Genomic DNA, 20,016 nt, shown 5'->3' with positions numbered 1-20,016 from the left:
AATCGTTAGGAGGCGGTTATTTTAATGGATTCGGTTTGATATTGCAGGATTTTTAGCGTTTGAGAGGTGGGGCGAACCCCGGAAGGTTGGAGTGCCTTTCCCGCTTTGAAAAGCCGGAAAGGCAAGGCATTTAACCGTGGATCACGCGGGTACGGATGGTGCCATCAATGGCTTTCAGTTCCTTCAGGCCGGTTTCACGGTCTTTGGAATCCAAATCGATGACCACGTAACCAATTTCGGAATTGGTCTGCAAGTATTGCGCCGCGATGTTGATGTTGTGCTGGCCGAACGATTCGTTGATTTGCGTCATGATGCCCGGCTGGTTACGGTGAATATGCAACAAGCGGCTGCGGTTTTTGTGTTCCGGCAAGGAGACTTCCGGGAAGTTCTTAGCCGATAACGTGGTGCCGGTGTCGGAGTAACGAACCAATTTGGTGGCCACTTCCTGGCCGATATTTTCCTGGGCTTCTTCCGTGCTGCCGCCGATGTGCGGCGTTAGAATCACATTGTCGAGGCCTCGCAAAGGGGAGACGAATTCTTCGTTGTTGGATTTCGGTTCCTGTGGGAAAACGTCAATGGCGGCACCGGCCAGGTGACCGGATTTGATGGCGTCGGCCAAAGCGTCGATATCGACAACGGTACCGCGAGCCGCGTTGATGAAAATCGCGCCTTTTTTCATTTTGGCAAACTCGGCTTCGCCCATCATGTTCTTGGTTTCATCGGTTTCCGGAACGTGCAGTGAGATGACGTCCGACATCTGTAGCAGGTCATCCAGTGATTTCACTTGGCGCGCATTGCTCAAAGGCAGTTTGGTTTCGATGTCGTAGAAGTTGACACGCATCCCGATGCTTTCCGCCATGATGCTCAATTGCGTACCGATGTGACCGTATCCGATGATGCCCAGGGTTTTACCACGGACTTCCACCGAACCGGCGGCGGATTTGTCCCATTCACCACGGTGAACCTTGGCGTTTTTCGCCGGAATGTCTCGTGACAGCAACAAAAGTTCGCCCAATACCAATTCGGCAACCGAGCGGGTATTGGAGAAAGGCGCATTGAAAACCGGAATGCCTTTCATCATGGCGGCGCGCAAATCCACCTGGTTGGTACCGATGCAGAAGCAGCCGATGCCGACCAGTTTCTTGGCAGCGTCCAGAACATCGGCCGTCAAGTTGGTGCGGGAGCGGATACCGATGAAGTGGACGTCGGCGATTTTGGCTTTCAATTCGTCACCGGAGAGAGACCCCTTGTGGTATTCGATGTTGTAGTAGCCGTTTTCATTGAATACGTCAGTGGCGGTTTGGTGTGGGCCTTCCAGTAGAAGGATTTTGATCTTATCTTTGGCAAGAGATTTGGATTTGTTGCTCATCGGGTTTTCAAAGCCTTACATTCAAAAGAGAAATTATAAAAGATTTGGTTTAAATTGTAGAGAGAACTCAAACAATTTCAGTGTGTTATCGTTTTGTGTCCAGTCGCTTTTTGCAAGCGACCGGTGTTGCCGGTTTCCGCCCGAGTTATAAGGAGAGAAGAACGGGAGGCGGAAACCGTCGAGAATGGCTTACTTAGCTTTTTGAGAAGCGTAGTAGTCCGCCAGTTCTTTGATTTCCTTGTCGCTCAGGTTTTTCGCGAAAGCTTGCATGGTCGCGTCCTTGCGGAAACCATCTCTAAAGTCCTTCAGCGCCTTTTCAAGGTACTGGGCGTGTTGTCCGGCCAATTTTGGAAAATTTGGGACAACGCTGTTTCCATCGACACCGTGACAGCCGACACAGGTTTTCGCTTTAGCCGGCATGTCGGCGGCAAACGCTGCTTGGCTGAACAATAGGCCGCTGGAGAAGGCGATTAAAAATAGTTTTTTCATAGCTTTAACTCGCTTTGATTGTTTTTGGATGCGCTTATTAAAAACGATTCCGGCAGTCAGGTCAAGAAAGACGGGATGCCGGTCAGGTCGGTAGTGCAAAATGCACAAACAAAAAAAGCCGCATGGAAGCGGCTTTTTCGACTTTAAGTAGCGAGGCTAATTAAAGTGTTTGGACGTAAGCCGCGATGTTTTCAATGTCAGCGTCAGAAAGACCTGCGGCCATTGGCGCCATCATGGAAGTCATTGGACCAACTTGCTCACCGGCTTTGTATTTGTGTAGTTTAGCAACGATGTCAGCGGCAGGTTGGCCAGCTAGTTTTGGTCCAACACCACCTTCACCAGCTGCACCGTGACAACCTACACAAGTAGAGTAAGCGGCTTGACCAGCTGTAGCGTCACCTGCTGCGTTGGCAGCAGAACCGAAAGCAATCAAAGAAGTTGCAGATAATGCAAGTAGTAATTTTTTCATTTTTGTACTCTCCTAAGCACGATAAAAAAAGTCGGGTTTTACCCTGGGTGCAATTACAAACGAATTCATAACATTAGTCAAGCCTAAAACCTGAAGGAAGCTTGAAAGAGCGCCAATGTATGGAGCCTTGTTGGCGTTTTTTTGACAAGTGTTGAGAAAGTATGGATAAAGGTTTGTTTAAGCTTTTATGAACGGCGACTTTTTCAACTTCAGCATCAGCTGATTCGGTGGAAAACGGACGATTAAAGCTCCGATTATGGTATAACCTTATACCATTGAAAGCAAAGCGGGGACGTCCGATATGATTATAAAAGTCTGGTTGTTCATTATTGTATTGACGATTGCCAGTTGGTACCTATTGAAGCTGGCCGGTAAGCCGTTTCACCTTGGGTGGGTGTTTCTGTTCTGGGTGGTTACGATTCTGGGTGGCACGGCATTTTTCTATATGATTTCCGTGTGGTTTGTGTCCAACCAGTGACGTCAATTGTCTTTAGTGTGATATGGGGCGGCGCTTTTCGGCCCGCGCTCGCAAGACTTCAATAATGACCAGGCCTGCCAGGCCGATGCCCATCAATACCAAGGCCGGTAACGCGGCCGCTTCATATAAACCTTCCGTACTGAGTTCAAAGGTCCGCACCGCCAAAGTGTCCCATCCGAACGGGCGCAATAGATAGGTGGCCGGTAACTCTTTGAGAATGTCCAGCGTCACCAAAAACAACGCCGTTAATAGGCCTGGGGTCAGTAAAGGCCAGTAGATACGTTTGAACAATTCAAGCGGAGAAGCTCCCAGGTTCCGTGCCGCTTCGCTGATGGATGGTTTGATGGTTTTGAAACTGCTTTCCACCGGACCGAAGGCCACAGCCATAAAGCGCACCATATAGGCGATGACCAGTGCAAACAGGCCGCTACTGAACCACAAACCACCATCGAGCAGGCCGTCCACTTCAAACAGGAACAACATGACACCGACGGCCAGTACCGAACCGGGCAAAGCGTAGCCTAACGTTGTGAAGCGAATGCCGAAAGTTTGCAGGCGGCTCAACGGATGGTTGTGAATAACGGCATTGAGAATCAAGGCAATCAACACTGTCAGCAACGCGGAGAAGACCGCCAGGATTAAACTGTTTCCGATCCATTCGCTGAGGCGAGGGTCCCAACCGCTAAAGGATTGGTAGGTCCATAGCGAGAGTTGTATCAGCGGTAAGCCGAAGGCGAGCAACAGCACGCCCGACAGGTAACCCCAGGTTGCAATGGCTTTGACGCCGTGCAGGCGGTAGCGGGTTTGCTGCCTTGGCAAACCACTGTGAAACGCACGTTTGCCGCGTTGGTAGTGTTCCAATGCAATCAGCGTCGCGGCAATGATGAGGAGCAGCGTTGACAACTGAGCGGCGGTTTCCAATGAGCGATAATCCACCCAGCTCGAGTAGATCGCTGTGGTAAAGGTGTCGTAGTTGAAAATGGCGACGGTGCCAAAGTCAGCTAGGACTTCCATCAGTGCGAGCGACAACCCGGCAATGACGGCGGGGCGTGCCAGTGGCAGTGAAACACGCCAAAAGGCGCGAAACGGGGTGTCACCGAGGCTGCGGGCCGCTTCGGTGTAGTTGGGCGGTTGGGCCAGAAAGGCGCTTCGGGTCAACAGATAGACATAGGGATAGAACACCAAACTCATGATGAAGGCCACGCCCCAGACGCCTTCGCGGATGTCGAGACCACCTTGCATATCGAGCGTGTCACGGAAAAAGGATTGTACCGGACCGGCGTAGTCGAACACTCCTAAAAACACAAACGCCAGCACGTAAGCGGGCACGGCGAACGGCAGGAAGAGTAGCCACTCAAACCAGCGGCGCCCGGGAAATTCACACCGGGTCACCAGCCAGGCGAGACTGATACCAAGCACGCCGGTGCCGATGGCCACGCCCAATAATAATTGGAAAGTGTTTCCAAGCAGCTCGAGTAGCAGGTTGTCCGACAGGTGTTGCCAGAGCTCGCTGTCAATACGGTGCCAGGAAAAGCCCAGGCTCAGTATGGGCAGGGAAATGAGTAGTATCAACGCCCAGAGTGCCAGTTTGGAAAACAGGGTAAAGGGTTTCAAAGCCGACCTTTTCATCGTTGTCTGGTGTTTGTCATGGAGTGTTAGGCCATCCGGTTACCGGCATCCGTGCCGAAAGTCGTTATTTTAATCCGTTCCGGCTTGGAATCCTATGATTTTCAGGTAATCGGGTCACCGTGGTGATGGCATCTTCAAAAGCAGGCCTGGGCGTTTTACAAAAAAAAAGCCCTTTTAAAAAGGGCTGAATGTCTTAGGAGAACGGTTACGGTTGTCCGGTTATTTATAATTGGCTTTCTGCATCAGTTTGACGGCTTCGGCCTGGCGTTTGCCGACAATCGCCAGGTTGAGGTCGTCGGCTTTAAAGCTGCCCCAGCTGGCGACTTGCGGATCCAGCGGGATTTTCGGGTTAGCCGGGTATTCTTTGTTGGCACCGCCGAATTGTTTTTGCGCCGTGTCGGAGGCCAGCCAGTTCAGCAGTTTTTGAGCGGCTTCTCGGTGTTGGGCGTGCTTTAGAATGCCGGCTCCGGAGACGTTGATGTGTGTGCCGTAACTGTTTTGGTTTGCCCAGAACAGTTTGATTTTTGTTTGCGGGTTCTTGTCTTGCATGCGGCCGTAGTAGTAAGTGTTGACGATGCCGACATCGCATTGACCGGCTTCAATGGCCTTCAATACTTGCGAGTCTTTAGCCTGTGGCTTCGCGGCAAGGTTGCTTACCCAGCCGGTAAGAACTTGTTCGGTTTTGGTCGCGCCGTCGTGGTCGATCATCGCCGCTACCAGCGATTTGTTATACACCTTTTTCGACGTGCGAAGGCACAGCTTTCCGTGCCAGGCGTTGTTTGCCAGAGCTTCGTAGCTTGACAGTTCGGAGGGCTGAACGCGCTCGGAGTGATACACGATGGTTCTGGCGCGCACCGATAGACCGGTCCATAGATTGTCCGGGTCTCTCAGGTGAGCCGGGATTTTTGCTTGAATTCGATCGACGTTCATGGGTTGGAATAACCCTTGTTGGGCGGCATACCACAGGTTGCCGGCGTCAACGGTCATGAAAATGTCCGCTTGGGTGCGCTCGCCTTCGGCTTTCAAGCGCTCAATCAAGGCGTTGGCTTTACCGGTTTGTAAGGTCACCGGAATGCCGGTTTCCTTTGTGAACTGGTCGAACAGTGGCTTGATCAAGTGCTCTTTTCGAGAAGAATACACCACCAGTTCGTCATCGGCATAGGCTAATTGAGAGGTACCGAGCATTGCCAGGCTGGCAATGGAGAATAAAGTGGTGGCGAAAGCGTGTTTCAATGAACGTTTTTTCACAAGGCGCTCCTGGTATAAGTATCGGTTTTTTCGGCGGCGCTTAGGCCGCCGTGGGATTGGCGAATTGGATTTTGGATGCGGTCAGTGTGCCGTAGTGGTCGCAGAGAGTTTGCGCATCGGTCTCGTCATGGGTGACCAATAATGCCGGAGTGTTTTCCTGCTTCAACCACTGGCGGGTTTCTTCCGCCAAACGGTGGCGCAAGGCCGGATCCAGGTTGGAGAAAGGTTCGTCCAATAATACCAAAGCCGGCTTCGGTGCCAAGGCGCGAGCCAAGGCCACGCGCTGTTGTTGACCGCCGGAGATTTCGTGCGGGTAACGGTTTGCCAAGTCGTTCAAGTGAATCATCGTCAAGAGTTCGTCGACACGACGACGTTGTTCGGTTTTGGATTGGCCGCGCAGGCCAAAGGCGATGTTTTCCGCAACCGTCAGGTGTGGAAAGAGGGCGTGGTCTTGGAACACCATGCTGATGTTACGCTTTTCCGGCGGCAAAGATTGGCCATCGCACGCCAGACAACGGTCGTTGACGGTGATGACGCCGGATTGGATTGGCGTGAAACCGGCAATAGAGCGCAATAGGGTCGTCTTGCCACAACCGCTCGGGCCCAATAGCCCGATGATTTCGCCGGCGGCAAACGATAGGGTGAACTCCTTGAACAAGGCTTGCTGACCCAAATTAATGCAGACTTTATCCAGTTCGACCATGTTGCGATTCCATTCTTAATACGTTAGTCACTAAGATTGGTAACAATATTAAAGAAAATGAGAGTAATTTTCAATATCAAAAAGAATAAAATCTTTTAACGATGGATAAGGTGCTTTTGGGATGAAATCAATGGGTGTGTTTGATCCGGTCGTTCAGTGGGGTTCGTTAGCGAACTCTTCACGTAATCGTTGGAAGCTTTGGTAGCGGGAATAGTGCAGTTCGCCGTCTTCAACCGCTTGGCGAATCGCACAGTTGGGTTCGGTGGTATGGGTGCAATTATTGAATTTGCACTGGCCTAGAAAGGGCGCGAAATCCGGGTAAGCGGCTTCTAGCTCGTGTAATTCGCATGGCATCGGGCTGAATTGACGCACGCCGGGCGAGTCGATGATGTTTCCGGCGTGTCCCGGGTTGACGTCGGTTTCCTCTGGCAGGTGGTACAAAATGCTGTTGGTGGTGGTGTGTTTGCCCAGTCCGGTGGATTCCGACAGGGCGCTGGTTTTGATGTCGATGTCGGGAATCAGGGCTTTAATGAGTGACGATTTTCCCGCACCGGACGGGCCGACAAAGACACTGTTTTTGCCGGTTAGCAAGGTTCTTAATGCCTCGATGCCATCCCCGCTTTCAGCCGACACCGGCAGAATATCCAGCCCCAATTCGTCATAGGGAAGTAGGAGTTCGGCAATGGCTTCCCAGTGTTCGTCGGAGGCCATCAGATCGATTTTATTAATCAGAATCAGCACCGGCAGGTGCATTTGATGGGCGGTGACCAGGTAACGGTCGATCATGTCCGGGTGAACGCCCGGTTCGATGGGGGCGACAATGCCTAAAAGGTCGATATTGGCGGCCACCATGCGCTTTTGACCGCGAAAGCCGGGGCGACTGAGTTCCTGATGGCGTGGGTCGGCCGCGACGACCACGCCGGTGTTGGGTTCAATGTCGGCCTGCCAGGTGACGGTGTCGCCGGCCACCAGCTTGCCCAGGTGTTGGCGTACGGCGCAGTTGTGGAGTTGGCCGTCTTCGGACTCCACCAGCAGACGTTTGCCGAAGTTGGTAATGACCAGGCCTGGTCGTTTTTCACCCCGTTGGGAATCGCCGACCGTTTCCGTGGCGGTGCGCTCCTGATGTTGCTTTTGCTTCACCCGGCGCTGTTGTTGTTGGTTGAGTTTGCGTTTCGCCACGAAGGTTTCTTTGGTTAAGGGGGGTTAAGCCAGCAAAGCGTCGATTTTGGCGGCCAGAATAAAATCGTTTTGACTCAGTCCTTTGATATTGTGGGTGGTCAGAGTGATTTTGCATTGATTATACCCAAAGCACACTTCCGGATGATGATCTTCTTTGTGCGCCACCCAGGTGACGGCGTTCACAAACGCCACGGTTTGGTGGTAGTTTTTGAAGGAGAAGGTCTTGGTGAGCGTCAGGTAATCCAACGGCACATCCCAGCCCGGCATTTGTGAGAGGTAGCTCTCAATAGTGGGGATAATCAATGGCTTGCTGCCTTTTTCGATGTCGGTGCAGGATTGGTCTTTTAGTGGCAATTCGTGTGTCATAAATTACGGTTCCTGTGTTTGATCTCGTTAATAACGTTGCGCTTGATCGCTTTCAATAGGGACTAGCGCTTTATTTTTCAAGCGACTTTAAGTGGTCAATGCGGATTTTAGCCGGCGGATGACTGTCGTGATATGCTGAATAAGTCGGATCCGGGGTCAGGCTGCTGGCGTTGTCGCGATACATTTTTAATAACGCGGAAATTAACGGGGCCGAACCGGTGGTTTGTGATGCGAAGGCATCGGCTTCGAATTCATGCTTGCGGCTTTTGAAAGCGGCAATCGGCCCGAAGAAAAAGAACATCACCGGGATGGCGGTCATAAACAGCAATAACGCGGCGGCCGGCGTTTCCGATGTCATGCCCAGACCTTGGTAAAACGCCGGTAATTGCGTCAGCCAGCCCAGAACGAACAAGCCGGCAAAGCTCAAAGCAAAGGATTCGATCATGCGTTTTTTGATGTGGCCGTGTTTGAAATGCCCCAGTTCGTGCGCCAGCACCGCTTCGACTTCTTCCGGTGTTAAGGACTCCAGTAGGGTGTCGAAAAACACAATGCGTTTGTTTTTGCCAAAGCCGGTGAAATAAGCGTTGCCGTGACCGGAACGCGAGGAACCGTCCATGACGAAAATGCCGTTTGACTCGAATCCGGTACGCTCCAGCAGGGCTTCAATGCGCTGTTTCATTTCGCCGTCTTCCAGCGGGGTGAACTTGTTGAAAATGGGCGCGATCCATTTCGGGTAAGCCCAAAGTAACAGCAGGTTGAACGCCACCCAAAGTACCCAGGTATAAAACCACCAGGCCTGGTCGAAATAGGCATTCATAATCGACAGCACCGCCCAGGCCAATGGCAGGCCGATGATTAAGCCGAGCAACCATTGTTTGACAAGGTCGGAAATAAATTTGCCGACGGTCATTTTATTAAAGCCGAAAGCCTCTTCGATTTTAAAGGTGGAAATGATGGCGAACGGAAGGTGCAGTAGCGACAAAAACCAGAAGGTAGACAACAAGAAACCGACATCACGCCAGATGGGTGATAGATCCGTCGCCAGCCAGTAATTGTAAATTTCTTGAAAGCCGCCGCCGAGCGTCATGAACAATAAGACGGCGGCGTCGAAAAATAAGACGAATCGTGAGAGTTGCAGTTTGGCGCGGCTGTAATCGGCGGCTTTTTGATGCGCTTCTGTCGTGACCACGTCTTGAAATTCGTCCGGCACCTGGTTGCGGTGGGTGCCGATGTGAAACTGGTTTTTGATGTTGAGCCACAGCTCGATGACCAGGTTAAGAATCAGGGAGGTTGCAAATAATACGGTAATCCAATTCATGGAACGATGCCTTGTCTTGTTGTTTGCGTGCCTGTGTTAGTCGCGCGGTTTTTTTGAACGTCGAAGAAGCGGCGAATTCCACATTTCCGGCGTTGTGCGCGTTGAGGCTGGCTCGAATAAAGTTTAAACTAGCGCCTATTCTAGTTTAAAAGGTTCAATGAGTGTAGTGATGAAGTCTGAAAATAATTTGATTTGGATTGATCTGGAGATGACCGGTTTAGACCATAAAACCGATCAGATTATCGAAATCGCCACGGTGGTAACGGATGCCGAATTGAATGTGCTGGGCGAAGGGCCGGTGATTGCGATTCAGACGGAACAGCATTACCTGGACGGAATGGATGAATGGTGTACCACGCATCACGGCAACTCCGGTTTGACCAAGCGCGTGCAGGAGAGCGATATTTCGATGCGCGAATCGGAATTGCAGACGCTTGAGTTTCTGAAAGACTTTGTGCCGAAAGGCAAATCGCCGATGTGCGGCAACACCATTTGTCAGGATCGCCGTTTTCTGATTGAGCAGATGCCGGAATTGGAAGCGTTTTTCCATTACCGAAACCTGGACGTGTCCAGTTTGAAGGAATTGGCCCGACGCTGGGCGCCAAGTGTGTATGCTTCCCACAAGAAAAAAGGCGCGCACCTAGCGCTGGACGATATTTACGAGTCGATTGAGGAGTTGAAACACTATCGTCAAAATCTGTTTTTACCGGAGTTTCGTTAAACGCCGTTCGGCACTTTCTATTCCGGTGATTTTCAAACCGATTAATTTCAACTTATGGGTTTATAAAAGCGCCTAAGTTCGTTATAATCGCCTGCTTACCCTGCGAAACTGCAGGGCTTTGTTTTTAAAGTTATTTTTTAAAAGTCGAAAAGCTGTCGAGTCGATAAAACGATTCGGGTTCGGCGGTTTTGCGGCCAAAACGGAGGACCGTTGTTGTGGAATTAACTGGTGCCCAGATTCTTGTTCATTATTTGGAAGATGAGGGCGTAGAGCATATTTGGGGGTATCCTGGAGGGGCGGCGTTGCCTATCTATGATGCCCTGGATACGGATGCACGTAAAATGAAACACGTGTTGGTCCGTCATGAACAGGCTGCGGTTCACGCAGCGGACGGGTTCGCGCGCTCTACAGGTCTACCAGGGGTCGCTCTTGTAACATCAGGGCCGGGTGCCACCAATACCGTTACCGGTATTGCGACAGCTTATATGGATTCGATTCCGATGGTTGTCATCACCGGCCAGGTCGCCACCAATATGATTGGCCTGGATGCCTTCCAGGAAATCGATACGGTGGGGATTACAAGACCGATCGTCAAACACAACTTCTTGGTCAAGGATGTCAAAGACCTCGCGATCACGCTCAAAAAAGCGTTTTACATCGCAACGACCGGTAGACCCGGTCCGGTCGTGGTCGACATCCCGAAAGATGTCCAAAATGCCAAAAGCTCTTATGAATATCCACAAGAAGTCAGTTTGCGCTCCTATGTACCTGTAACGAAAGGCCATAGCGGACAAATCAAAAAAGCCATCGATATGATGATGAAAGCGAAAAAGCCGATCATTTACACCGGTGGTGGTGTGGTGCTCGGCGGCGCGTCGGAAGCCTTGACGGAATTGGCGCGTACCTTGGGCTTTCCGGTGACCAACACCTTGATGGGGTTGGGTGCGTATCCGGCGGAAGACAAGCAATTTGTCGGCATGCTCGGGATGCATGGCACTTATGAAGCCAATTTAACCATGCATAACTCCGATGTGATTATCGCCATTGGTGCACGCTTCGATGACCGAGTGACCGGGAATTTGGAAAAGTTCTGCCCGGATGCTCGCGTCATTCATATCGATATCGACCCAGCGTCGATTTCCAAAAACGTGGCGGTGGACATTCCGATTGTCGGGCCGGTCAAACAAGTGTTGTTGGAAATGCTATCGCTGTTGAGCAAAACCAAGAAAAGCGTGGACAAGGAAGCCTTGGCCAGCTGGTGGGAGCAAATTGAAGCTTGGCGTGCCACCGATTGTTTGCGTTATGATCAGGTGGGACACAAAATCAAGCCGCAAGCGGCCATGGAAACCGTTTGGGAAGTCACTAAGGGCGATGCCTATGTGACGTCGGACGTCGGTCAGCATCAAATGTTCGCCGCGCAGTACTATAAGTTCAATAAGCCGCGTCGCTGGATTAACTCCGGCGGTCTGGGCACGATGGGCTTCGGTTTGCCGGCGGCGATGGGCGTACAGGCGGCTTTTCCGGAATCGACCGTTATCTGTGTCACGGGTGAAGGATCGATTCAAATGAACATTCAGGAATTGTCGACCTGCTTGCAATACGGCTTGCCGATCAAGGTGGTCTGTTTGAACAACGGCTTCCTTGGGATGGTGCGTCAGTGGCAGGAGTTCTTCTACGATCGTCGTTATTCGATGTCGTATATGGATTCCTTGCCGGACTTCGTTAAGCTGGCCGAATCCTATGGGCATGTCGGCGTACGTATCGAAGATCCGAAAACCATGAAACAAGAGCTGGAAGAGGTCTTTTCCGATAAATACAAAGATCGTTTCGTCTTTATTGACATCGTGACCGATCAGCAGGAGAACGTCTATCCGATGATTCCTGCTGGCGCCGGTCTGGATGAGATGATTTTGGTATAAGGGGGAGAGACGAATGAAGCATATTATTTCAATGTTGATTGAGAATGAGTCTGGCGCGCTTTCCCGTGTGGCGGGCTTGTTTTCGGCACGTGGTTACAATATTCACGCTCTGACAGTGGCGCCGACCGATGACGAGACGATGTCGCGTTTGACGTTGGTCACCAGCGGTGATGATCAGCAAATCGAGCAGATCGTCAAGCATTTGAATCGTTTGATTGATGTCATCAAGGTGGTGGACATCACAGAAGGGCAGCACATTGAGCGAGAGCTAATGCTGGTGAAGTTGAAAGCCGTCGGCGGTATGCGTGAGGAAATCAAGCGCTTGTGCGATATTTTCCGTGGCACCATCGTTGACGTGACTTCCAATATCTACACCGTTCAGTTGGTGGGCGAAACACAGAAGCTTGACGCTTTCATCGATGCGATCGACGAAGGCTTGATTGTCGAAATTGTGCGCTCCGGCGCGGTCGGCCTGATGCGTGGTGAGAAATCGCTCCACCTGTAACGATTATCCGAATGGACAAAATAAGATTTATTATTACGATTAACTTACTTTTAAGGAAAAACAATGCAAGTTTATTACGATAAAGATTGTGACCTTTCTATCATCAAAGGCATGAAAGTTGCGATTATCGGTTTTGGTTCTCAAGGCCATGCGCATGCGGCCAACCTACAGGATTCCGGTGTGGACGTAACCGTTGGTTTGCGTGCCGGTTCCTCTTCCATCAAGAAAGCGGAAGGGTATGGTTTGAAAACCGCAGACGTCGCAACGGCTGTCGCGAATGCCGATATGGTGATGATTCTAACGCCGGATGAGTTCCAGTCGGTGTTGTATAAAGAAGAAATCGAGCCGAACATCAAGCAAGGTGCGGTATTGGCCTTTGCCCACGGTTTCGCCATCATCTATAACCAAATCGAACCTCGTAAGGACTTGGACGTTGTGATGATCGCGCCGAAAGCGCCGGGCCATACGGTTCGTTCCGAATTCGTCCGCGGTGGCGGGATTCCGGATTTGATCGCTGTTGAGCAAAATGCATCCGGTAAAGCGAAAGACATCGCTTTGTCTTATGCGTCAGCGATTGGTGGCGGTCGTACCGGTATCATCGAAACCACTTTCCGTGACGAGTGTGAAACCGATTTGTTCGGTGAGCAAGCGGTTCTTTGCGGTGGTGCGGTTGAGCTGGTTAAAGCCGGTTTCGATACGTTGGTTGAAGCGGGTTATGAGCCGGAAATGGCGTACTTCGAATGTTTGCATGAGTTGAAGTTGATTGTTGACTTGATGTTCGAAGGCGGGATCGCCAATATGAACTACTCCATCTCCAACAATGCAGAGTACGGTGAATATGTGACCGGTCCTCGAGTTATCAATGACGAGTCGCGTGAAGCCATGCGTCAAGCGTTGAAAGACATCCAAACCGGTGAGTACGCTAAGAAGTTCATCTTGGAAGGTCAATCGAACTATCCGTCGATGACAGCGCAACGTCGTTTGAACGAAGAGCATGGTATCGAAGTCGTCGGGCGTAAGCTACGTGCGATGATGCCTTGGATTTCAGCCAACAAAATCGTTGACCAAGAAAAGAACTAAGATCGTTTCGTTCTGGCTCGAAAGGGCCTTTTTGAATCGACTGTTGAAAAACCTGCCGCCGGCAGGTTTTTTTATGTCTGCCAGATAAATTGACCAGGCCTGGCAAAGATTCGGTTTGCGGCCTCGGCTAAAACAAGCATTTGTGAATCGTATTTTTACGGATTAAAATACCGGGTAAGATGTGACAGTGTTTTAGGCGGGGCAGTTTGGTATCAATCGAGTTGGTTTCCGTGTTTTTGCGGAATAAAAACAACGAAATGACGGTTAAGTTGTTATCATATATACAAACTTTAAATATCGGTTCTTCGCCCGAATGCGTGTTGTATGGCAAGGATAAAATAAACAATTGAACGAACCGTTAAGTGTGGTTATCAAACATCTATGTATTGCTCTTTCTTTGGTCTGAAGAAACTCCCGTTTAAAATTTCACCGGATTTGACGTTCTTCTATAAACAAGCCGCGCGAGACGAAATTGCGCAGGCGTTGCTGTTTTCCATCCAGCGCGGGGACGGCATCATTACTGTGACCGGTGAAGTCGGTGTTGGCAAAACCACTTTGCTGCGTCTGCTGTCGGATCGGTTGCCCGCCAATTATATTCAAGTGTACATTTCATCACCGACCCTGTCGGACAAAGCCTTATTGACGTTTATTTGCACTGAGTTATCGATTCCGGTGAATCCGGAGGACGGCAAACCGGAATTGATGACACGATTGAATCGTTTTCTGATTGACGAATACCGTCAAAACCGGCGGGTGGTGATGTTGATTGATGAGGCACAGGCGATGACGCTGGATGCCTTGGAAGAGTTGCGGTTGCTGGGAAACCTGGAAACCGAGGAAGATAAGTTGTTGCAAATGGTGTTGTTCGGTCAGCCGGAATTGGACGTGACCTTGCAGGATTCGCGCGTTCGCCCGTTCAAAGACCGGGTGGCCAACCACTTCACGATTCAGCCATTGGACGATGACGAAGTGATGCATTATCTGAATTACCGAATGCGGGTGGCGGGGTATATGCAGGCGGATTTATTTTCACTGAGCATTGCCAAACGTATCCGGCAGGCCACAGGCGGTCTGCCACGCTCGATTAATCTCTTGGCCGATAAGTTATTGATGGTGGCTTTTTCGAAAGGCGATGCGCGTTTAAAAGCCTCGCACTTCAAAGGACTGGTACCCCAGTCTAACAAGATTCGGTCTCGATTAGCCTTGGCCTTGGGCTTGGTGGCGTCCTTTATGGTGGTGGCCGTCGTGGCCGTGCTTTGGTTCGCGGATAAGGCGAATTCGGACATTCCGACCGATACAGCCGAGCCGGTGGCTTGGTGGCAGGCTTCGCAACAATTAGCGGACACGGCGGCGCATTTCGGTGTCAGTTCTCAGCGTTTGGTGCAGTTGACGGATATGGATCGTGAGACGCGGCGTTTTTTGCGTACTCAATCGGCTTCTAAACCGTTGATTCTTGTCAGTGCCATGCCGTTGCGGCGTTTTGATAATGTGTACTCCAACGTTTTGAACGGGTTGGATGTGGCCAATCGCGCGCATTTGTTTGCAGTCGTCGATGCACAAAGCGATCCTTCGGATATTCAGTTTCGGTTGCTTTACGACCCGAGAGCGGAAGCGGGGTCAGTCTTACGAAACAAACAAATCGATTTACAAACCTTGTCGGGCGCTGAATCCCGCATCGTATCGGTTTCCAGTGTGGCAGAAATGATTGCGCGCTCGCCCAAAGAGCGAGGCGTTTCAGCCGGATCTTAGGGCGCGTAAAAAGGAATGAAAAAAGCATCATGAAGAAAATAGCGTTAATTCTCCCAGGCCTGCTTTGGATTCTGGCGGGGTGCAGTACCTCGGACAGTGTCAAGCGTGAGCCTTTGGCGCCGCCGGTATCGGATAAGTTCAATCTGCAAGGGCATTTGACGCCGGAAGACGATATAGCGCAATCGACGGCCAAGCCGGCGGCGATTCCCGAATTGGTAACCGACGAACCAATCAATCTCGACCCGAGCGAGCAAAAAAACATTAAGCGTTATAGTGTGTCCGCGATTAACGTGCCGGTATCGGATTTGTTGTTCAATTTAGCGAAAAACGCTGATAAGCAACTGGATCTGTCATCCGCGGTGCAGGGGCGGGTCACCATCAATGCCATTAACCAGCCTTTGGAACGCATTTTACAGCGCGTGACGGCGCAAATCGATGCGTTGTACGAGTTGCAAGGCGACACCATTGTCATCACGCCGGACAAGCCGTTTTGGAAAAGCTATGAAGTCGACTACGTCAATGTGACGAAACACATTAACGATTCGACGGTCATGAAAATGTCGGTCGGCAATGTGGCGCAAGGCGTCAGCTTGAATAACGGCAATCAGAACAGTCAGTTCAAGCTGGATACCAAAGCGGTCAACGATTTCTGGAAAACACTGGAAGAAAACGTCTCGGCCATGGCGATGCTGGAAGTCAAGCCGATTAAAACCGTCTCCCATAGACGTACCTATGATGGTGACCGTCAAACCGATCGACAGAACATGGGGCAAGAGTACTGGGGGGATAACTATGCCGAGGGGAGCAGTAGCCAGGCCATGGAGACAGTGACGTCCACCACCTCTGAGAAAGTGCAAAACGTGGTGGTCAATAAAGAAGCCGGGTTGTTGACCGTGTTCACAACCGGTCGACAACATAAAGAAATCGAAGCTTATTTGGAAAACACTTTGCACCGTACCAATAAACAAGTGCTGATTGAAGCGACGGTGGTGGAAGTCGAGTTAAATGACCAGTATCAGGCCGGTGTGGATTGGAGTGCGGTGACCTCGAGCTCGTCCGGTTCCAGTGCCATTACCCAAAGTATGCTGGGCAGCAATTTATCCAACGATCCGAACTTTTCCATCAACCTGACGTCGTTGGGCACTTGGGATTTCTCGCTGGGCATCAAATTGTTGCAAAAATTTGGCGACACCAAAGTCTTGTCCAGCCCGAAAATCATGGCGATGAACAACCAGGCGGCGTTATTGAAAGTGGTGAAAAACGAAGTCTATTTCACCGTCGACGTGAACCGGGAATCCGCCACGTCGGTGAGTGCGGGGGTTACGACCTATGAAACCATGGTGCACTCGGTGCCGGTCGGGTTCATGATGCATGTGACGCCGTTCATTACCGACGACGGTGAGATTTCACTGAATATCCGTCCGACCTTATCGCGCATCGTCAGTTATGTGGACGACCCGAACCCGGAGTTGGCGAAAGAAAATATCGTCAGTAAGGTGCCGGTGATTCAAGAACGCGAAATGGATTCGGTATTACGGTTGCGTGACAAGCAGACGGCGATTATCGGTGGTTTGATTCAAGATACGCACAGTAACCAGCGTGAAGGTGTACCGGGTTTGATCGACATTCCTTGGGTGGGCGACTTATTCTCTTATCGGGATGACACCGTTCAAAAATCGGAGCTGATTATTTTTATCCGTCCGATCATTATTAATAACCCGGATATCGAGCACGGTGACTTGAAAGCCATGAAACCGCTGTTACAGACGACGAGTAACTAAATGAGTGTGTTGCTGGATGCCTTGAGAAAAGCGGCCGCCGAAAAACAGGCGGCGGGAAGCGTTTTTGAAGAAACGGCCAGGCCTGGTCAAAACCGGAAAACGGTCACATCTGAGCGTTTAGTCGACGGGCAGGATGTGGTGTCTTCCTCGTTTGAAGATAAAGTGCAGCAACCTGATATGCCGACTGAGGCGATGCCGGAAAAGCGTCTTCAAGTAACTCCGGCTGGGACAAATGAGCCAAAGGCGCCGGATTGGAGTCTGTCGCAAATACCGGGGTATCAATCGGAAGCGTCCTTGGAAAATGCAAAGCGGCAGCGAGCGCAGGGAGTTTTGCAGGCCATGCAACAAGCCCGCCAACCAAGTGGTCATCCGCTGCGCTGGTTGGGCGGCAGTGCTTTGGCGGTGTTTGTTCTGGCCGGTTTGGGGTACTACGGCTGGGCGTATTTTCAAATGCAAACTCAGGCGGTCAATCATGAACTGGCGGCGTATCGAACCGTGCCCCAGGAGACGGTGCTCCCCGTCAGTTCGTCATCGGATGCCGTCGAGTCAGAGGAAGACAAGGTTCAGCCGCAAACCCAAGCGAGTCTTTCCGAGCCACCAAATAAAGCGATGCCCATCGCTCGAACAGAACGCGTGAACGCGCCGGCCGTGGCAGGAAAATCGGTGACGCCGGCGGTCGCGTCTGTGCCGACCAAACATTTGAAAATCGTGGCGATGACCGAACCAACGGAGGCAGAAAAGGGCTACCAAGCCTATCAGGCCGGGAAATTGGATGAGGCGCGACAATTCTACACATCGGCTTATCAGCAGGATGTCCAAAACCTTCCGGCTCTGTTCGGTTTGGCTGCGGTGTCAGTCAAACAGGGACGTAAATCGGATGCACTTCGTCTTTACCAACGTATTCTCGAAATCGATCCTCAAAACCTGCGAGCGCAGGATGCAGCATTAATGCTGAGCAGTCAGGTGCAAGGCGAAGCCTCGACGGAAAACCTGGTGAAACGCGTGCGTGATTTTCCCGAGAACGCTGCACTACAGGCTGCCTTAGGGCATCAGCTGGCGAAAGAGAACAACTGGGTGGCGGCTCAAAAACAATATTTTAAAGCCTATCAATTGGCACCCAACCGTGAGGATTATGCTTTGAACCTGGCGGTGAGCCTCGACAAATTAGGCGAGTATGACTTGGCAAAACAATATTATGAGCGGGTTTTACAGGCTTCTTCGGCCCGTTTGTCGGCGGAACGAAAAGAGCAGGTCCGTCAGCGTGTCAGCGCGTTACAGACGTTTTTGAACCGGGAAGCGAAACCATCATGAGAGGGGTTTATGGATAAGGCACGCCTTGGCGATCGTTTGGTTGAAGCCGGTTATATTACGCCGGATCAGTTGCGTATTGCCCTGACCGAACAGAGTGTGACCGGCAAGAAGCTCGGTAAGGTGCTGGTTACCCTGGGGTTTCTTGCGGAACAGGATGCGCGGCAGATATTGGGCGATGTGGTTGGCTATTCCTCCATGTCGTTGCAGGGTGTGGTCCCCGATTCCAAAGCCTTGGAGTTGGTGTCTGAAGAATTTGCACGAACCAATCTGGTGATGCCGATCAGCCTGGACGGCGACCGAATGAAAGTGGCGATGGCGAGTCCGGATGACATTTTGTTGATGGACCACCTTAAACGTCACATTCAAGGCGAGGTTCGCATTGAACCGATCTTGGTGGTTGAAAACGAAATTCAAAATGCCATCGACCATTTTTACGGGTATGAGTTGTCGATTGACGGCATCTTGAAAGAGTTGGAAACCGGGGCGCCGGAAAGTTACAGCCGCTCGTTACAAGATGAGTATTCCCAGCCCATGGTACGCCTAGTGGATAATATCTTGACCGATGCGGTGAAAAAAGGCGCGTCGGATATCCATTTTGAACCGGAAGAATATTACATTCGCATCCGCTATCGCATCGACGGGGTGTTGCAGGAAATTCGCTTATTGCACAAATCATTCTGGTCGGGTCTGGTGGTGCGTTTGAAAGTGATGGCCAGTCTGGATTTGACCGATCAGCGGATGCCGCAGGATGGTCGGATGGAACTGGTCGTGCACGGTCGTCAAATCGATTTTCGTGTATCGACATTGCCGGGCCGTCAGGGCGAAAATTTTGTGCTGCGTATTCTGGACCGGGAAAAAGGCATCGTGCCATTGAAAACGCTGGGGCTCGATGCCGACAGTCATCGCGAATTGGAGTTGATGATGTCGCGGCCAAACGGCATCGTTTTGGTGACCGGGCCGACCGGTTCCGGTAAAACCACGACACTCTATTCGATGTTGAATGAGATGAACCGGGAAGGGGTTAATATCATGACCTTGGAAGATCCGGTCGAATATCCGATGGGGATGGTGCGTCAAACCTCAATCAACGAGGACATCGGTATGACGTTCGCCACCGGGATTCGCGCCATCTTGCGTCAGGATCCGGACATTATTCTGGTGGGGGAGATTCGTGACAGCGAGACGGCGGAAATGGCTTTCCGGGCCGCCATGACGGGGCATCAAGTGTTGACGACGCTGCATACTAATTCCGCTATTGGAGCGATTCCACGCTTGCTTGATATTGGCATTTCCCGTTCGATTTTATCGGGCAATATCACCGGTATCTTGGCTCAGCGTTTGGCTCGCCGTTTATGTGAGCATTGTAAGGAATCTTATCGTCCGGATACTTTTGAGCGATGTTTGGTCGGCTTGGAACATGACTCGGACTTGGTTTTGTATCGGGCTTGTGGTTGTTCGGCCTGCAATGGTATCGGTTATAAAGGGCGTTTGGCGATTCTGGAGACCTTACGCGTCACCGACGAAATGGACGATATGATCATGGCCGGTCAGTCTCAGCATGCCATTCTCGACAAGGCCTTGGAAAACGGTTTTTCCCCTTTGCTGCAAAATGCTTTGAAGCGGGTTCGGGCCGGAGAAACGACTCTGGATGAAATCAGTCGAATCGTCGATTTGACGGAACTGGTGTCATGAAGGAAGTTTG

18 protein-coding genes are annotated in these 20,016 nt (G+C 51.1%); 9 read left to right on the top strand and 9 right to left on the bottom strand.

Going from position 1 to position 20,016, the window contains the following annotated elements; all coding sequences use genetic code 11:
* Positions 1–130: 130 nt before the first annotated feature.
* The 3 genes from serA to AYJ59_RS10025 form a co-directional block, all read right to left on the bottom strand.
* Positions 131–1,369, bottom strand: a complete 1,239-nt coding sequence (gene serA / locus AYJ59_RS10035; RefSeq protein ID WP_029939915.1) for a phosphoglycerate dehydrogenase — start codon at positions 1,367–1,369, stop codon at positions 131–133.
* 189 nt (positions 1,370–1,558) lie between these two features.
* Positions 1,559–1,858, bottom strand: coding sequence for a c-type cytochrome (locus tag AYJ59_RS10030; protein WP_029939916.1), 300 nt, complete (start codon positions 1,856–1,858; stop codon positions 1,559–1,561).
* Positions 1,859–2,018: 160 nt separating this feature from the next.
* Positions 2,019–2,327: a c-type cytochrome gene (locus tag AYJ59_RS10025; protein WP_029939917.1), complete on the bottom strand. Its 309-nt coding sequence runs from the start codon at positions 2,325–2,327 to the stop codon at positions 2,019–2,021.
* A 301-nt stretch (positions 2,328–2,628) separates the two neighbouring features.
* Between AYJ59_RS10025 and AYJ59_RS12985 the strand changes: the two genes are divergently transcribed.
* The gene (locus AYJ59_RS12985; RefSeq protein ID WP_164730764.1) at positions 2,629–2,805 is read left to right on the top strand and encodes a hypothetical protein; all 177 of its coding nucleotides are present in this window, start codon (positions 2,629–2,631) and stop codon (positions 2,803–2,805) included.
* A 12-nt stretch (positions 2,806–2,817) separates the two neighbouring features.
* Here AYJ59_RS12985 and AYJ59_RS10020 read toward each other — a convergent pair whose 3' ends face one another.
* From AYJ59_RS10020 to AYJ59_RS09995, 6 genes are all read right to left on the bottom strand, one after another.
* Complete coding sequence (locus tag AYJ59_RS10020; protein WP_127120007.1) at positions 2,818–4,434, bottom strand: ABC transporter permease; 1,617 nt, start codon at positions 4,432–4,434, stop codon at positions 2,818–2,820.
* Positions 4,435–4,653: 219 nt separating this feature from the next.
* Positions 4,654–5,682, bottom strand: a complete 1,029-nt coding sequence (locus AYJ59_RS10015) for an extracellular solute-binding protein (RefSeq protein ID WP_237260320.1) — start codon at positions 5,680–5,682, stop codon at positions 4,654–4,656.
* Positions 5,683–5,722: 40 nt separating this feature from the next.
* Positions 5,723–6,385 carry an ABC transporter ATP-binding protein gene (locus AYJ59_RS10010; RefSeq protein ID WP_051673559.1) on the bottom strand — a complete coding sequence of 221 codons (663 nt, stop codon included), beginning with the start codon at positions 6,383–6,385 and terminating at the stop codon, positions 5,723–5,725.
* Positions 6,386–6,538: 153 nt separating this feature from the next.
* On the bottom strand, positions 6,539–7,564 hold the full coding sequence (gene rsgA, locus AYJ59_RS10005) for a ribosome small subunit-dependent GTPase A (protein ID WP_127120006.1): 1,026 nt from the start codon (positions 7,562–7,564) through the stop codon (positions 6,539–6,541).
* 24 nt (positions 7,565–7,588) lie between these two features.
* Positions 7,589–7,930 carry a 4a-hydroxytetrahydrobiopterin dehydratase gene (locus AYJ59_RS10000; RefSeq protein WP_029939922.1) on the bottom strand — a complete coding sequence of 114 codons (342 nt, stop codon included), beginning with the start codon at positions 7,928–7,930 and terminating at the stop codon, positions 7,589–7,591.
* Positions 7,931–8,000: 70 nt separating this feature from the next.
* A complete protein-coding gene (locus AYJ59_RS09995; protein ID WP_029939923.1) occupies positions 8,001–9,248 on the bottom strand; it encodes a M48 family metallopeptidase in 1,248 nt (415 codons plus the stop codon).
* A 169-nt stretch (positions 9,249–9,417) separates the two neighbouring features.
* Here AYJ59_RS09995 and orn point away from each other — a divergent pair, with 169 nt between their 5' ends.
* From orn to AYJ59_RS09955, 8 genes are all read left to right on the top strand, one after another.
* Entirely contained in the window at positions 9,418–9,969 is a 552-nt protein-coding gene (orn, locus tag AYJ59_RS09990; RefSeq protein WP_029939924.1) for an oligoribonuclease, read from the top strand.
* Between the two features lie 215 nt (positions 9,970–10,184).
* Positions 10,185–11,888 (top strand): acetolactate synthase 3 large subunit, encoded by a 1,704-nt coding sequence (locus tag AYJ59_RS09985; protein ID WP_029939925.1) that lies wholly within the window; start codon positions 10,185–10,187, stop codon positions 11,886–11,888.
* 13 nt (positions 11,889–11,901) lie between these two features.
* On the top strand, positions 11,902–12,393 hold the full coding sequence (gene ilvN, locus AYJ59_RS09980; protein ID WP_029939926.1) for an acetolactate synthase small subunit: 492 nt from the start codon (positions 11,902–11,904) through the stop codon (positions 12,391–12,393).
* Between the two features lie 63 nt (positions 12,394–12,456).
* A complete protein-coding gene (ilvC, locus tag AYJ59_RS09975; RefSeq protein ID WP_029939927.1) occupies positions 12,457–13,473 on the top strand; it encodes a ketol-acid reductoisomerase in 1,017 nt (338 codons plus the stop codon).
* Positions 13,474–13,854: 381 nt separating this feature from the next.
* A complete protein-coding gene (locus AYJ59_RS09970) occupies positions 13,855–15,222 on the top strand; it encodes an ExeA family protein (protein ID WP_127120005.1) in 1,368 nt (455 codons plus the stop codon).
* 29 nt (positions 15,223–15,251) lie between these two features.
* Positions 15,252–17,003 (top strand): pilus (MSHA type) biogenesis protein MshL, encoded by a 1,752-nt coding sequence (gene mshL, locus AYJ59_RS09965; protein WP_127120004.1) that lies wholly within the window; start codon positions 15,252–15,254, stop codon positions 17,001–17,003.
* Complete coding sequence (locus AYJ59_RS09960; protein WP_127120003.1) at positions 17,004–18,314, top strand: tetratricopeptide repeat protein; 1,311 nt, start codon at positions 17,004–17,006, stop codon at positions 18,312–18,314.
* Positions 18,315–18,323: 9 nt separating this feature from the next.
* Positions 18,324–20,006 carry a GspE/PulE family protein gene (locus tag AYJ59_RS09955; RefSeq protein ID WP_127120002.1) on the top strand — a complete coding sequence of 561 codons (1,683 nt, stop codon included), beginning with the start codon at positions 18,324–18,326 and terminating at the stop codon, positions 20,004–20,006.
* The last annotated feature ends 10 nt before the right edge of the window (positions 20,007–20,016 follow it).

The sequence above is a fragment of the Thiomicrospira sp. S5 genome (assembly GCF_003991075.1).
GTDB classification, from domain to species: domain Bacteria; phylum Pseudomonadota; class Gammaproteobacteria; order Thiomicrospirales; family Thiomicrospiraceae; genus Hydrogenovibrio; species Hydrogenovibrio thermophilus.
The sequence above is the reverse complement of the archived record's forward strand: the minus strand, read 5'-3'. Positions and strand labels throughout refer to the sequence as shown.

Bases quoted from the DNA above. Each gene is read 5' to 3' on its own strand.
- mshL (WP_127120004.1), top strand. From the start codon at position 15,252: ATGAAGAAAATAGCGTTAATTCTCCCAGGCCTGCTTTGGATTCTGGCG.
- orn (WP_029939924.1), top strand. From the start codon at position 9,418: ATGAAGTCTGAAAATAATTTGATTTGGATTGATCTGGAGATGACCGGT.
- AYJ59_RS09970 (WP_127120005.1), top strand. From the start codon at position 13,855: ATGTATTGCTCTTTCTTTGGTCTGAAGAAACTCCCGTTTAAAATTTCA.
- AYJ59_RS12985 (WP_164730764.1), top strand. From the start codon at position 2,629: ATGATTATAAAAGTCTGGTTGTTCATTATTGTATTGACGATTGCCAGT.
- AYJ59_RS10020 (WP_127120007.1), bottom strand. From the start codon at position 4,434: ATGAAAAGGTCGGCTTTGAAACCCTTTACCCTGTTTTCCAAACTGGCA.
- AYJ59_RS10000 (WP_029939922.1), bottom strand. From the start codon at position 7,930: ATGACACACGAATTGCCACTAAAAGACCAATCCTGCACCGACATCGAA.
- AYJ59_RS10030 (WP_029939916.1), bottom strand. From the start codon at position 1,858: ATGAAAAAACTATTTTTAATCGCCTTCTCCAGCGGCCTATTGTTCAGC.
- AYJ59_RS09960 (WP_127120003.1), top strand. From the start codon at position 17,004: ATGAGTGTGTTGCTGGATGCCTTGAGAAAAGCGGCCGCCGAAAAACAG.
- AYJ59_RS09955 (WP_127120002.1), top strand. From the start codon at position 18,324: ATGGATAAGGCACGCCTTGGCGATCGTTTGGTTGAAGCCGGTTATATT.
- ilvN (WP_029939926.1), top strand. From the start codon at position 11,902: ATGAAGCATATTATTTCAATGTTGATTGAGAATGAGTCTGGCGCGCTT.
- serA (WP_029939915.1), bottom strand. From the start codon at position 1,369: ATGAGCAACAAATCCAAATCTCTTGCCAAAGATAAGATCAAAATCCTT.
- AYJ59_RS10010 (WP_051673559.1), bottom strand. From the start codon at position 6,385: ATGGTCGAACTGGATAAAGTCTGCATTAATTTGGGTCAGCAAGCCTTG.
- AYJ59_RS10025 (WP_029939917.1), bottom strand. From the start codon at position 2,327: ATGAAAAAATTACTACTTGCATTATCTGCAACTTCTTTGATTGCTTTC.
- AYJ59_RS09995 (WP_029939923.1), bottom strand. From the start codon at position 9,248: ATGAATTGGATTACCGTATTATTTGCAACCTCCCTGATTCTTAACCTG.
- ilvC (WP_029939927.1), top strand. From the start codon at position 12,457: ATGCAAGTTTATTACGATAAAGATTGTGACCTTTCTATCATCAAAGGC.